A 12,631-nucleotide genomic window follows, 5' to 3' on the forward strand; every position below is an offset into this window, starting at 1 on the left:
TTGGCCGGACGGACGACCAAGATCGCGCGGCGGGAGGATTGCTGGCCGCAAGAAATCTGCCGCTTGCATTGTGCGACCGCGCCCTGTTCATTACCGCGAATTAAGCTTTCCATCACGGGTATGTGACGCGCGCGCGGATGCGCTCCCTTGATTTATTTCCACCCGAGTCGCATTTTAGCTTAGGCGATGCCTCAAGGCGTCGCGTTCGGCCGAAGCACGTCCCCCGCTTAAGCCGAATTGAGAGCGATGCGGCCCTCTTCCCCCTCTCCAGGGCCCTCGTTCGATAGAAGCGAGAGAGTCGTTGCGGTGTATCCCCCTCCAGGCCGCGGCGGCTCTCTTTGCGTTCGGGGTTAACCTTCATTGTGACGCTGCGGTCCGCGTCGCAAATCCGTCGGTGCCGCCATCCCTTTACCCTGCCGTCGCCGCCTTCACAGCCGGATAGAGCGCGCGATATCGGCGCCAGGCGGCGTCATAGGCGTCGGCCTTGTCGCGCTCCGGCGCGAAACGCCGCGAGATCGGCGGCTCGCGCATGACCGATGCGGGATCGGCACCGGTCGCCGCGCACAGGCCGAGCCGCGCCGCGCCAAAGGCCGCGCCGAAATCGCCCGCTTCCGGCAGCGCGATCTCGCAGCCGAGCACCGTTGCCATCAGTTTCAGCCAATAGGCCGAGCGCGAGCCCGCGCCGACGGCGATCAGCCGTTCCGGCCGGGCTTCCGCGCCGCCGGCCTCCAGACAATCGCGCATGGAAAAGGCGACGCCTTCTAGCACCGCCCGCGTCATCGCCGCACGGTTGGTACCCGCCTCCAGACCCGCGAAGACGCCTCTGATCTCGGAATCGTTGTGCGGCGTGCGCTCCCCCGACAGATACGGCAGAAACACCAGCCGCCCCGGATCGGCGAGTTCCTCGCCGAGCGCGCCGGTCAGCGCCTCCGGCTTTTCCCGCAGGAGTTGTGACAGCCACTCAACCGAGCCCGCCGCCGACAGCGTCACGCCCATCTGGTGCCAGAGGCCGGGGATGGCGTGGCAAAAGGTGTGCAGCGCCGTCTCCGGCGCCGGTGCGTAGCCTGCAGTCGCGGTGAACAGGACGCCGGAGGTTCCGAGCGACAGAAAGCCGGTGCCGGGTTCGGCGACGCCGACACCGCAGGCCGACGCCGCGTTATCGCCGCCTCCGCCGGCGACAACCGTTCCCGCCTTCATCCCGAAGGCGGCGGCGAGTTCCGGCCTGAGACCGCCCGAAACCGCGGTGCCCTCGACAAGGCGCGGCATGTGCGAGAGCGACAGGCCAGTCTTCTCCAGCATGCGGATCGACCAGTCGCGCTTACCGGTGTCGAGCCACGACGTGCCGGCGGCGTCCGACATCTCCGACACCGCCTCGCCGGTGAGCCAGAGCCGCAGAGTGTCCTTCGGCAGCAGCACTTTTCGAACCTTGGCGAAAATCTCCGGCTCGTTACGCGCGACCCAGACCAGTTTCGGTGCGGTGAACCCCGGAAAGACGATATTGCCGGTGATCGCGCGCGATTCTGCGTCGTCGAGTTCGCGCGCCTCTTCGTGGCTGCGCGTGTCGTTCCACAGGATCGAGGGGCGCAGCACCTGATCGTCCGCCCCCAGCAGCGTCGCCCCGTGCATATGGCCCGACAGGCCGATGCCGGCGACGGCGGCAAGCTCCTCCGGGTGCTCGGCCCTCAGCTTCGCCAGGACGTTTTCGCAGGCGGCGATCCAGCTTGCCGGGTCCTGCTCCGACCAGCCGAAGCGCGGCCGCTCGACGTCGAGCGGCACGGAGACGGACGCGATGGCGCGCTGTTTATCGTCGATCAAAAGCGCCTTCAGCGAGGATGTACCGAGGTCGAGGCCGAGAAAGGTGGTCATCGGTCTGCTACACCCTTGCGGGGCTTGTCGCTTCGACCAAGCGTCCGTCGCGCAGCGGCGGCGAGAAAACCAGACCGCGTCAGGCCGTGGTCGCGGGCATAGGCATCGATCGCCTCCAGATCCGCCTCCGGCAGCGTGACATTGACGCGTATCGAGCGCTTGGTCCGCGCCGGCGCTTCGACGAGCACGGCGACGCCATCCCGGAACCGCCGATCCCGCATGATGGTTTCGAGCGAGGAAGGCAGCGGTAATTGCGCCCCGTCCTCGATCAGCCCCTCGATATGAAGGGCGAGCGCCTCTTCGGCCATGGCGCGCGCCTCGTCCAGATCGCGCCCCGCCGTCACGCAGCCGGGCAGATCGGGGAAGGAGACCCCGAAATCGCTCTCCGCCTCCTTGTGAAGGATCGCGATGTATTCGGTCATGGGTTGCGCCTCAAATCGATTCCGGCCTGTTTTTCGATGCTCCGCAGCGTTCCGACAGGGAGGTCGCGTTTGGGATGCGGAAGCGTGACCCGGCCGGGCTTCTCGGGATGTTTCAGCTGCAGGTGACTGCCGCGCTGGCGAACCTCAACCCAGCCGTCGGCCAGAAGCCGCGCAAGAACGCGACGACTATCCATGTGTATAAATACACATCCTAGTCATGCTCTTACAAGTCCCCTCACACATACCGGTTCACCACGCGCTCCAGATATTCCTGCCGGCCGCAGCGCGGCTACCCGCCGCCGCTCGTCATCAGAAACGATACCAGAGGGCGGTGATCAAGCCCCGTTCCTTGATCGCGTTGGTCCCGGCCACGGTGGCGAAGCCGCCCGCCTGCAGCGACCAACGTTCGTTGACATCGTAGACCATCGAGAGTTGTGCCTTGTGGTAGGCATAGGTCTCGACATCCTCGCCGCCGCCGGCCGAGAAGGTTGCAAAGCCCTGGGCGAGCAGCAGGATATTCGACCACGGCCGGACGCCGAAGGTGAGGTCGAGCTTCACTTCGTCCGGCCCGTCGCCGACCCGGTAGCGATAGGCCGCTTGCGCGTCGACGAAGGCAGGATAGTCACCGACCCTGAAGCCGTAGCCGGCCAGCGCCCGCGCCTCGATTTGCGGCGCGTCCCAACCAAAGGTGTCGACCGCCGCGTCGGCCGCGCCGAAGGCATCCTCGACCCGCGCCGAAATCTGGCCGGAGGCGACGAAGCCGTCCGCTTCGAACAGGCGGAGACGGCCGCCGATCCCCACATGCGACAACGCCGGCCGCGCGAAGGGCAGATCGCCCTCGCGCTCGGCTCCGAACTCGCCCTCGCCGAGCAGCGTGAAGGTTTCCGTGAGGCCGTATTCGACGAGGATTGCGACCGCGCCTTTCTCGAAATCCGGTCGCGGGGCGGGAGCGCCATCCGCATCGAAGGCCGTGTCGGCTTGCGAATAGAGGCCGGTGACGATCGCCTGGACGGCGCCTTTTTCTCGCGGCCAGGCGCCGGCATAGGCGGCGTCGCCCATGCCAAAGCCAACCCAAACGAGGCCCGCAATGACCGCAGGCGCCGCACGCATCGCGCGGAACTTGCCGACGCAGAGCGGCATACGCCAGAATCGCCCTACGACCCATTTATCCTGTCGCGCAAGTGTCTTCCTCACCGCCGACATCGGCGCCCCTCCTCCGAGACGCCGCATCCGCTTGCGAGCTTAGAAAGAAACGCCAAAGGGCCGCAACTCGATTCTAAGGTCCGCGAACAATGGGGCCGAAAGCAGCATTTCCGTTCCGGACGCCGCCAAGTAGACTGCCGCCCGAGGAAAAGCGTCACGGCCGCGGCAACGCAAGCCACGACGCGATCGGGAGAAACGGACATGGCGAGCCGCTACCACGAGGTTTATGATTCCTGGCGCAAGGATCCTGAAGGCTTCTGGATGCAAGCCGCGCGGGATCTCGCCTGGACGAAGGAGCCGACCCGCGCGCTCGACGCCGATGCCGGGGTCTATGGCCGCTGGTTTCCCGATGGCGAATGCAACACCTGCTTCAACGCCCTCGACCGCCATGTCGACGCCGGCCGCGGCGACCAGGCGGCGATCATCCACGACAGCCCGGTCACCGGCACCAAGCGGCGCATCACCTATGGCGAGCTCCTGCGCGAGGTGAAGGCCCTGGCGGCGAGCCTGACCGATCTCGGCGTCGAGAAGGGCGACCGGGTGATCATCTACATGCCGATGATCCCGGAAACGATCGTCGCCATGCTGGCCTGCGCCCGGCTCGGCGCGATCCATTCGGTGGTGTTCGGCGGCTTCGCGGCGCGCGAACTCGCCACCCGGATCGATGACGCCACCCCAAAGCTGATCCTGTCGGCCTCCTGCGGCATCGAACCGACCCGGCAGGTCGAATACAAGCCGCTGCTCGACAAGGCGATCGAACTGGCGACGCACAAGCCGCAGGCAACGATCGTCCTGCAGCGGCCTCAACGTGAATGCACCATGGTCGAGGGTCGTGATCACGACTGGGTGGCCTCGCGTGACAACGCCTTCGCCGAGATCGATGCCGGCCGCGACGTGCCCTGCCTCGCCCTCAAGGCGACCGACCCGCTTTATATTCTCTACACCTCGGGCACGACCGGAAAGCCGAAGGGGGTCGTGCGCGACAATGGTGGCCACATGGTCGCGCTCCACTGGTCGATGGACGCGATCTTCGGCGCCAAGGCCGGCGACGTGTTTTGGGCGGCGTCCGACGTCGGCTGGGTCGTCGGCCATTCCTACATCGTCTATGCGCCGCTCCTGAAAGGCTGCACAACGGTGCTCTACGAGGGCAAGCCGATCGGCACGCCCGACGCCGGCGCCTTCTGGCGGGTCGTCGCCGAACACGGCGTCAAGGTGCTGTTCACCGCGCCGACGGCGATCCGCGGCATCCGCAAGGAAGACCCGGAGGGCGCCCTGGCCACGCAATATGATCTGTCGCAATTCGAGGCACTGTTCCTCGCCGGCGAACGCGCCGACCCGGATACGCTGATCTGGGCGGAAAAGACGCTCGACCGCCCGGTGATCGACCATTGGTGGCAGACCGAATCCGGCTGGCCGATCGCGGCGAACCCAAAAGGCCTCGGCCTGCTGCCGATCAAGCGCGGCAGCCCCGGCGTCGCCATGCCCGGCTACGAAATTCATGTGCTCGACGCGGCGGGCAAGGAGGCCGCGCCGACCGAAATGGGCGCCATCGCGGTGAAACTGCCCCTACCGCCGGGCGCGCTGCCCACGTTGTGGAACGCCGAGGACCGTTTCCGGGACGGTTATCTGTCGGCCTTTCCCGGCTATTACTCGACCTCAGACGGCGGCTTCCTCGACGAGGAGGGCTATCTCTACGTCATGGGCCGCACCGACGACGTGATCAATGTCGCCGGCCACCGCCTGTCGACCGGCGAGATGGAGGAGGCCGTCGCCGGCCATCCGGCGGTCGCCGAATGCGCCGTCATCGGCATGCGCGACGATCTGAAGGGCGAGCTTCCCTGCGGCTTCGTCGTCCTCAAGAACACCAACGGGCAGGATCGCGCCGAGATCGAGCGTGAACTCGTCGCCATCGTGCGCGATCGCATCGGCCCTGTCGCCGCCTTCAAGCGCGTCGTCGTCGTCGACAAGCTGCCGAAAACGCGCTCCGGCAAGGTGCTGCGCCGCACGATGAAGGCGATCGTCGACCACGATCCGTTCGACATGCCGGCGACGATCGAGGACGCGAGCGCCATCGACGACGTCAAGCGCGCGGTGGGGTGAGGGATCTGCCGGCCCCGAACAAGCGGCGGACCTTGCAAGGCCTCGCATCTGTATATACTTTTCTGATATGAATATACAGTGCGGAGATTTGATCATGGCGCTTTACATCCGGGACCCTGAAGTCGACGAACTCGCTAGGAAGCTTCGCGCCATGACCGGGGCCAAGAGCAAGACGGACGCCGTCCGACGGGCGCTGCGGAACGAGTTGCGTCGGGCGCGCCGGCCCGAGCGGTTCGACGACCGGAACGCCAAAGTGATGACGATGGCCGATGCCCTTGGCTCGTCGCAAACGCTTCCCTTCGACCTGAAGGCCTTCACCGACGCAATGTGGGACGACGCCTGATGATGATCGACGCCTCGGCGATCGTGGCGATTCTCAACCGCGAGCCCGACGCGGAGAGATTGAAGCGCGCGATCGAAGAGGCGGACTCGCCCCTGTACACCTCGCCCCTTGCGCTGTTCGAGGCGACGCTCGGCCTGGCCCGCGCCAAATGCGATCCGCGCCGCCGCCCGACGACGGAAGAGATCGCCGCGGCGGACATCGTCGTGCTTGAATTTGTCAAAGCCAACACGCTCGAGGTCGTGGCCGTCGGCCCACAAACGGCGGCGCGCGCCCTGCGGGCGGCTGCGACTTATGGCAAGATCGTCGGCCACCCGGCTGATCTGAATTTCGGCGACTGCTTCATCTACGCCAGCGCCAAGGAAATCGGCGCGCGCCTTCTCTACACCGGCAACGACTTCGCGAAGACCGACCTGGCATGATCTTAGCCGAAGACACCGCCGCCGCGCCCCGGTTCCTCTTCGCGCCGTTTCCGGCTAGAAGCCCGGCGCAGCCCATAAGCACGGGTTCCGGAGACCGTTCATGAGTGATGCCGCCCTGCCCCAGGACAATGGCGAGACCCAGGCGCGCCTGCTCGCTCAGGCCCTGCCCTTCATGCAGGCCTATGAGAACAAGACCGTCGTGGTGAAATACGGCGGCCACGCCATGGGCGATCCCGAGCTGGGTCAGGCGTTTGCCCGCGACATCGCGCTCTTGAAGCAGTCCGGCGTCAACCCGATCGTCGTCCATGGCGGCGGCCCGCAGATCGGCCGGATGCTGACCCAGATGGGCATCGAATCGCGCTTCGAGGGCGGCCTGCGCGTCACCGACGAGGAGACGGTAAAGATCGTCGAAATGGTTCTCGCCGGTTCGATCAACAAGGAGATCGTCGCCCTGATCAACGCCGAGGGCGAATGGGCGATCGGCCTCTGCGGCAAGGACGGCAACATGGTCTTCGCCGAAAAGGCCCGTAAGACCGTCGTCGATCCCGACTCGAACATCGAGCGGGTTCTCGATCTCGGCTTTGTCGGCGAACCGGTCGAGGTCGACCGCACGCTGCTCGACCTTTTGGCTCGCTCGGAGATGATCCCGGTGATCGCGCCGGTCGCCCCCGGCCGCGACGGCGCCACCTACAACATCAACGCCGACACCTTCGCCGGCGCCATCGCCGGCGCGCTGGAAGCCTCGCGCCTGTTGTTCCTCACCGACGTGCCCGGCGTCCTCGACAAATCCGGCCAGCTGATCAAGGAGCTGTCGGTGGCGGAGGCGAAAAACCTCATTCGCGACGGCACCATCTCCGGCGGCATGATCCCCAAGGTCGAGACCTGCATCGAGGCGATCGAGCGCGGCGTCGAGGGCGTCGTCATCCTCAACGGCAAGAAGCGCCACGCCGTCCTGCTGGAGCTGTTGACCAAGCACGGGGCGGGCACGCTCATCGTGCGGTGATGGACATCAGGCCTGGGCCCGGAATACTCCGGTCAGCGTCGCCGCTTTGGTCGCACGGCAGCACTTCCTGAAACGCAATTCCTCGCCATCCAGGGACCTGCGTTGTAGACTGGCGATCCAGGCAAACCGACGGATAACCAAAATCGGGGTGTCCATCCGGTCGCCGATCGACCAGAACGCCGTATCCGCCTTCGGCCGGCATGGGTCGCGGGCCGGATCGGCGGCAATATCGACAGAGAAGAAAAGGAGCCACGATGCCGAGAAAGCCCAATTTCGATTTCGAGCGTCAGGAACGCGATAAAGCCAAGGCCGCCAAGAAGGCCGCGAAGGCCGAGGCGAAGGCCGCCGCCAAGGAGCAGGCAGCCGCCACCCCAGAGGCCCCGGAACCGCGGGACTGATCCCTCCGTCCGGCATCCTTCGGGGTACGGATATGCAAGGACGAAGGTCTATCCCATCGCCACGTCGGTTCGGGACGACGCTGAACACCGTCGCGGACATGCGGGTGTGAGCGGTGGAACGGCCGGTAACCTCCAGATCGGGATCAACGCACGGTGCAGCGGAAACAGGCGACGCCTTACCCTTCGCAGGCCTTCCTCGGTTGGTATTTCGAGATCGGTCGCGGACGCCGTCGGGCAGACCGATGATCGATCCCGTCGCGCCTGTCCGGGACGATCCGCTGTCGGATCTGGGCTGGTCCGCGTTCTTTGCAGAACAGCTGACATCGGCTGACGAGGGTCTCCAGCCGGTGCGCGTCTCCAAAATTCATCGCTCGCGCATCACCGCCATGTCACCCAAAGGTCCTGTCGAGCCGGTGCTGCCGGCCGACATCCCGATCAGCCACTTCGCGGTCGGCGACTTCGTGCTGGTCGATCCCGAGACGCTCCTCGTCCATCGCCGCCTCGACCGCCGGTCGATCCTCCAGCGCCGGGTGTCCGGCACGCATGTCCCGCAATGTGCCGGCGCCAACATCGACACGCTGTTCATCGTCACATCGTGCGACGCCGATTTCAATCCGGCACGGCTCGAGCGTTATCTGGCTGTCGCCAACCAGGCCGGAACAGAGCCGGTCATCCTGTTGACGAAGGCGGATCTCGCGACCGACCCGGACGCCTTTCATCGCCAGGCCAGCGCGTTGCAGCGCGGCCTCGACGTGGTGATCGTCAATCCCAAGGCAAGCGAGGCGGCGCTGGCGCTGGCGCCGTGGTGCGCACGCGGACAGACGGTGGCGGTGGTCGGATCATCGGGTGTCGGCAAGTCGACGCTGGTGAATACGCTGGTCGGATCGGCCGCGGCGGCGCCGCAGCTGACCGGCGCCGTGCGCGAACACGATTCCAAGGGGCGGCACACGACCACCGCGCGCTCGCTTCACGCGATCGCGGGCGGCGGCTGGGTGATCGATACGCCGGGGATAAGGACGTTGCAGGTCAGCGATGTGGCCGACGGTCTCGACCGGCTGTTCGCGGAGATCACCGAGCGCGCGCCGCAATGCCGGTTCAGCGACTGCACCCATGCGCACGAGCCGCAATGCGCGGTTCAGGCCGGCGTTATCGCCGGCGACATCGATCCCGAACGGCTGGCACGCTGGCGCAAGCTGAAAGACGAGAACGCCGACAATGACCGCGCCGAGACGGGTTGGGCCGGCCGCTCAGGCGGCGGGCGCAAGAACAGGCGTTGACTCGCCGAAGCCGCGCTCTGTGCCTGTCCCCGCTCGCGCGTCAGGCAGGCGACCAACGCTCCCGCGCGACATGCGGCAGGATCGACGCTGCAGTCACCCCTGCGATTGCCGCCGCGCCGAGGAACATCGTCTGCGGCCCGAACGTCCCGGACGCGAAGCCGGCGAACGCCGGCCCGATGACGCTGCCCACGGCCATAGCCAGAAGCACCGCGGTGAAGCTGAGGGAAGGCAGTGAGGGGAAGAGCTTTTCCGACCAGAAGGCGAGCACCGCGCTCATCATCATCACATAGGCGCCCTGAAGGCCGGCCGAGATGACAACGCTCGTCCAGGAATTCGGCGTCAGCGCCACCAGCACCAACGCCGTGGCAGCTGCGATATGCAGGAGACGCAACAGCCAGGGCAGCCCGATGATCTTGTGAATGTGTCCGGTCGCGAGGCCGATCAGGCCGCAAATGCCATAGGCGAGGAACACGACGGCCGGCGCGGCCCTTTCCACAATTCCGGGCAGCCCACCCGCCTGCTGAATCCGATCGGCGGCGAAGGAGATATAGATTGTGGTGGTAATGCCGAAGGACAAGGCAATCAGCAGAAGCGGCCGCGCGGGCCCGGTGAGGAGGGTTGCCCAAGGGGTGCTCGAAGCGGGACCCGGGTCGCCGGCAAGCTCGCGCAAGGCCGCCCAGTTCGCAAGGAGCGTCAGGAGCGCGGCGAGCGCGAAGGCGGCCCAACCAAAGCGCCAGGATAGTTCGCTGAAGCTGACTATTAGTGCCGTGGCGCCTGCAGCGGCGACGCCGAGACTCGTGCCGGTGCTGACGATGGAAAGGCTCACCTCATGCCATCGGTCTTCCACCAGCCGATGAACGGCGTTGTTGAAGGGCGTCCAGGAAAAGCCGGCGCTCGACGTCGCCAGGAACACTCCGGACGCGAGAACCCAGACATTCGGCGCGGCCGCGACAATCCCCATGCCGATCACCGCAGCCAGAAGGCCGCTGACCACCGGCAGGCGAGGCCCCCATCGTGACGTCATCCAGTAGCCGATCAAAAGACCCAGCAGGAAGCCGAAAAAGCCGATGCCGGAGACCACACCGGCAATGCCGGTCGACATCGAAAAGGTCGATTTGAACTCTGTCAGAAACAGTCCGAAGCCCATACGCGCCGGGCCGAAGGTGATGGCGGTCGCGGCGAAGCCCGCAGCCGAAAGCTTCCAGACTGGTCTCATGTTCTGCGTCCCTGCGTTTTCGAAGAAGCGCAGCAGCCCCCTTATCGGTTCCGCGCTGCGAAAGCCGGGTGTTTTGCCGCGACCGGAACGGCTGTCGCCGATCCCGTCGCATGGGCGTCGGAAAGTCGGGGTTACAAATGCCGTGAGGGTCGCACGAGCCTGTGGAAGAGCGGCCGCGTCTGGGTGACGGGCACGCAAGAGGGACGCACTTTTCTCGATGTCATGTCGCCGCCGCCAACAACACCACGATCCCCCCGACGATCAGCACGCAGCCGATAAGTTCCAGCCGGGTGATGGTCTCGCGGAACCAGAACACCGACGAGGCATAGGTGAACACCAGCTCGATCTGGCCGAGCGCCCGGACATAGGCGACCTTTTCCAGCGTCATCGCCGTGAACCAGCCGGCCGAGCCGCAAACGCCGACGATCCCGACGAGAAGGGCCGGCCGCCAGGCCCGCGCCACGGCCTTCAGCTCGGCGCGGTCACGCAGTGCCATCCAGGCCAGCATCGCCAGCGTCTGGATGCCCGTCGCGAAGGCCAGCGTCATCGCCGCGCGCATCAAAACCCCGCCGTCACCAAGCGACAGCGACGCCCAGCGAAAGCAGACCGCCGAGACGCCGAACAGCGCGCCGGAGAGAAGACCGATCCCGGCCTCGCGCGAGACGAGACCGTCGGCGATCGCGCTCCAGCCGCGCCGGCCCCCTGCCCCGCGTCCGGCGACCGAAATGAGCCCGACTCCGAACACACCGACGACGATGGCGACCAAGGCCAGCGGCGCGATGGCCTCGCCGAGGATCAAGAGGCCAAACAGTGCCGCCTGCATTGGCTCGGTCTTGGAATAGGCCGTCCCGACCATGAAATTGCGGAAGGAAAACAGATAGACGAGCAGGAAGGTGGCGAGAATCTGCGCGATCCCGCCGGCGGCGACGGCGAACAGGAAGGTGCCGTTCGGGGATGGAAAGTCCGTGCCGAGAAGGATGCGCAAGGCGAAAACATAGAGGACGGCGAAGGGAAAACCGAAGCCGAAGCGCGCGAAGGTCGCCCCGGTCGTGCCCATGCGCCCCTTCAATTGCCGCTGCAGGGCCGAGCGCAGATTTTGCAGGAACGCGGCGGTGATGGTAATCGGAATCCAGAGCGGCACAGGCGATCCGTCAGCTTTGTCTAACCGCCCTTCGCTCTCCTATTCGGCGACGCTTGGCAAGGCGGCCGACGCTCGAACCTCTGGACATCATGACCGCGCCCACAGTCATCCGCCACACCGCCGACGCGTCTCCGCGAGACTTCGCCGACATCCGCGACTGGGTTTTCGATCTCGACAACACGCTCTACCCGCGCCACACCAATCTCTTCACGCAGATCGATCAGCGCATGACCGCCTTCGTGGCGGATTTCCTGTCGCTGCCAAGAGACGAGGCGCGGGCGGTCCAGAAGGATTTCTACCGCCGCTACGGCACCACCCTGCGCGGGTTGATGCAGGAGCACCAAGTCGATCCCGACGCCTTCCTGCAATATGTCCACGACATCGACTATTCGTGGATCAGCCCCGACCCCGCGCTCGGCGAGGAGATCAAGGCGCTGCCGGGGCGCAAGTTCATCTTCACCAATGGCGACCGCGGCCACGCCGAGCGCACGGCGCGCCAGCTCGGCGTTCTCGATCATTTCGAGGACATTTTCGATCTGGTGGCCGCCGGGCTGGTTCCGAAGCCCGCCTCCGAGACCTACGACAAATTCATGGGGCTGCACCGGATCGAGGCCGACCGCGCGGTCATGTTCGAGGATCTGGCGCGCAATCTCGAAGTTCCCAAGTTACTGGGCATGCGGACCGTACTGATCGTGCCGCGTAATCTGGAAGAGACCTTCGGCGACGTCTGGGAGCATGAGGGCCGCGATGGCGAGCATATCGACTACGTCACCGACGACCTCGCCACCTTTCTGCGCTCCGTCCGTTAACCCGTCGGATCAGTTTCCGAGCAGCGACCGGCCTTTCCTGACGAGGCTGGCGCCCCGGGCAAGCGCCGCCTTCTTCATCAACGCGATGTCGTAACGACCGGCTGAGGTTTCCTGGCCGTTCTCGACGGCCGCGTCCTGTGCGCGGGGCACGGACTTGCTTACCGAGCCCGTCTTCGCCGCCTCGCGATCTGCGCGGCTACGGGCGTCGCTATCGCTGCTTTCCCCGGCTCGGGACGTGCCATCGCCGATGGACTGGGGCGTATCCCGGTCCTGCTGCTGGCGCATCATTGACGGGTCGGTATCGAGATCGGGCATTGGAGTCTCCTCAACTAAGTGCGGAACGGCGCAACGGCCGGCCGAAAACCTTTGATGAAAAACGCAGTGGTTTCGGGAGAGGTTCCGCCCCGTGCGAAACGGATTTTCGCTGGCGTCTT

14 protein-coding genes are annotated in these 12,631 nt (G+C 65.8%); 7 read left to right on the top strand and 7 right to left on the bottom strand.

Translation table 11 applies throughout. The features are described from left to right. Positions 1–408: 408 nt before the first annotated feature. The 4 genes from xylB to ING15_RS12745 form a co-directional block, all read right to left on the bottom strand. Complete coding sequence (gene xylB, locus ING15_RS12730) at positions 409–1,866, bottom strand: xylulokinase (RefSeq protein WP_206455199.1); 1,458 nt, start codon at positions 1,864–1,866, stop codon at positions 409–411. Further along, positions 1,863–2,288, bottom strand: coding sequence for a type II toxin-antitoxin system HicB family antitoxin (locus ING15_RS12735; protein WP_206455200.1), 426 nt, complete (start codon positions 2,286–2,288; stop codon positions 1,863–1,865). The genes xylB and ING15_RS12735 overlap by 4 nt, the downstream gene beginning before the upstream one ends. Further along, positions 2,285–2,482, bottom strand: a complete 198-nt coding sequence (locus ING15_RS12740) for a type II toxin-antitoxin system HicA family toxin (protein ID WP_206455201.1) — start codon at positions 2,480–2,482, stop codon at positions 2,285–2,287. Before ING15_RS12740 ends, ING15_RS12735 begins: the two co-directional genes overlap by 4 nt. 115 nt (positions 2,483–2,597) lie before the next feature. Beyond that, complete coding sequence (locus ING15_RS12745) at positions 2,598–3,428, bottom strand: hypothetical protein (RefSeq protein WP_206455202.1); 831 nt, start codon at positions 3,426–3,428, stop codon at positions 2,598–2,600. A 264-nt stretch (positions 3,429–3,692) separates the two neighbouring features. On the opposite strand from ING15_RS12745, the gene ING15_RS12750 reads away from it, so the two are divergent. The 6 genes from ING15_RS12750 (at position 3,693) to rsgA (ending at position 9,031) form a co-directional block, all read left to right on the top strand. Next, on the top strand, positions 3,693–5,591 hold the full coding sequence (locus tag ING15_RS12750; protein ID WP_206455203.1) for a propionyl-CoA synthetase: 1,899 nt from the start codon (positions 3,693–3,695) through the stop codon (positions 5,589–5,591). Positions 5,592–5,685: 94 nt separating this feature from the next. Further along, positions 5,686–5,934, top strand: a complete 249-nt coding sequence (locus ING15_RS12755) for a type II toxin-antitoxin system VapB family antitoxin (protein WP_206455204.1) — start codon at positions 5,686–5,688, stop codon at positions 5,932–5,934. Then, positions 5,934–6,353, top strand: a complete 420-nt coding sequence (locus ING15_RS12760) for a type II toxin-antitoxin system VapC family toxin (protein WP_206455205.1) — start codon at positions 5,934–5,936, stop codon at positions 6,351–6,353. The genes ING15_RS12755 and ING15_RS12760 overlap by 1 nt, the downstream gene beginning before the upstream one ends. A gap of 100 nt (positions 6,354–6,453) precedes the next feature. Continuing rightward, positions 6,454–7,356, top strand: coding sequence for an acetylglutamate kinase (gene argB / locus ING15_RS12765; protein WP_206455206.1), 903 nt, complete (start codon positions 6,454–6,456; stop codon positions 7,354–7,356). A gap of 254 nt (positions 7,357–7,610) precedes the next feature. Beyond that, complete coding sequence (locus ING15_RS12770; protein WP_206455207.1) at positions 7,611–7,754, top strand: hypothetical protein; 144 nt, start codon at positions 7,611–7,613, stop codon at positions 7,752–7,754. 242 nt (positions 7,755–7,996) lie between these two features. Beyond that, positions 7,997–9,031, top strand: coding sequence for a ribosome small subunit-dependent GTPase A (rsgA, locus tag ING15_RS12775; RefSeq protein ID WP_206455208.1), 1,035 nt, complete (start codon positions 7,997–7,999; stop codon positions 9,029–9,031). Between the two features lie 40 nt (positions 9,032–9,071). On the opposite strand, the gene ING15_RS12780 is transcribed toward rsgA, so the two are convergent. Continuing rightward, positions 9,072–10,247 (bottom strand): MFS transporter, encoded by a 1,176-nt coding sequence (locus tag ING15_RS12780; RefSeq protein WP_206455209.1) that lies wholly within the window; start codon positions 10,245–10,247, stop codon positions 9,072–9,074. Between the two features lie 220 nt (positions 10,248–10,467). After that, positions 10,468–11,388, bottom strand: coding sequence for an EamA family transporter (locus tag ING15_RS12785; protein WP_206455210.1), 921 nt, complete (start codon positions 11,386–11,388; stop codon positions 10,468–10,470). An 89-nt stretch (positions 11,389–11,477) separates the two neighbouring features. On the opposite strand from ING15_RS12785, the gene ING15_RS12790 reads away from it, so the two are divergent. Continuing rightward, positions 11,478–12,197 carry a pyrimidine 5'-nucleotidase gene (locus ING15_RS12790; RefSeq protein WP_206455211.1) on the top strand — a complete coding sequence of 240 codons (720 nt, stop codon included), beginning with the start codon at positions 11,478–11,480 and terminating at the stop codon, positions 12,195–12,197. 9 nt (positions 12,198–12,206) lie between these two features. Here the strand turns inward: ING15_RS12790 and ING15_RS12795 are convergent, their stop codons facing one another. Then, positions 12,207–12,512 carry a hypothetical protein gene (locus ING15_RS12795; RefSeq protein WP_206455212.1) on the bottom strand — a complete coding sequence of 102 codons (306 nt, stop codon included), beginning with the start codon at positions 12,510–12,512 and terminating at the stop codon, positions 12,207–12,209. Between the last annotated feature and the right edge of the window lie 119 nt (positions 12,513–12,631).

Source organism: Aurantimonas marina (genome assembly GCF_017183135.1).
GTDB classification, from domain to species: domain Bacteria; phylum Pseudomonadota; class Alphaproteobacteria; order Rhizobiales; family Rhizobiaceae; genus Aurantimonas; species Aurantimonas marina.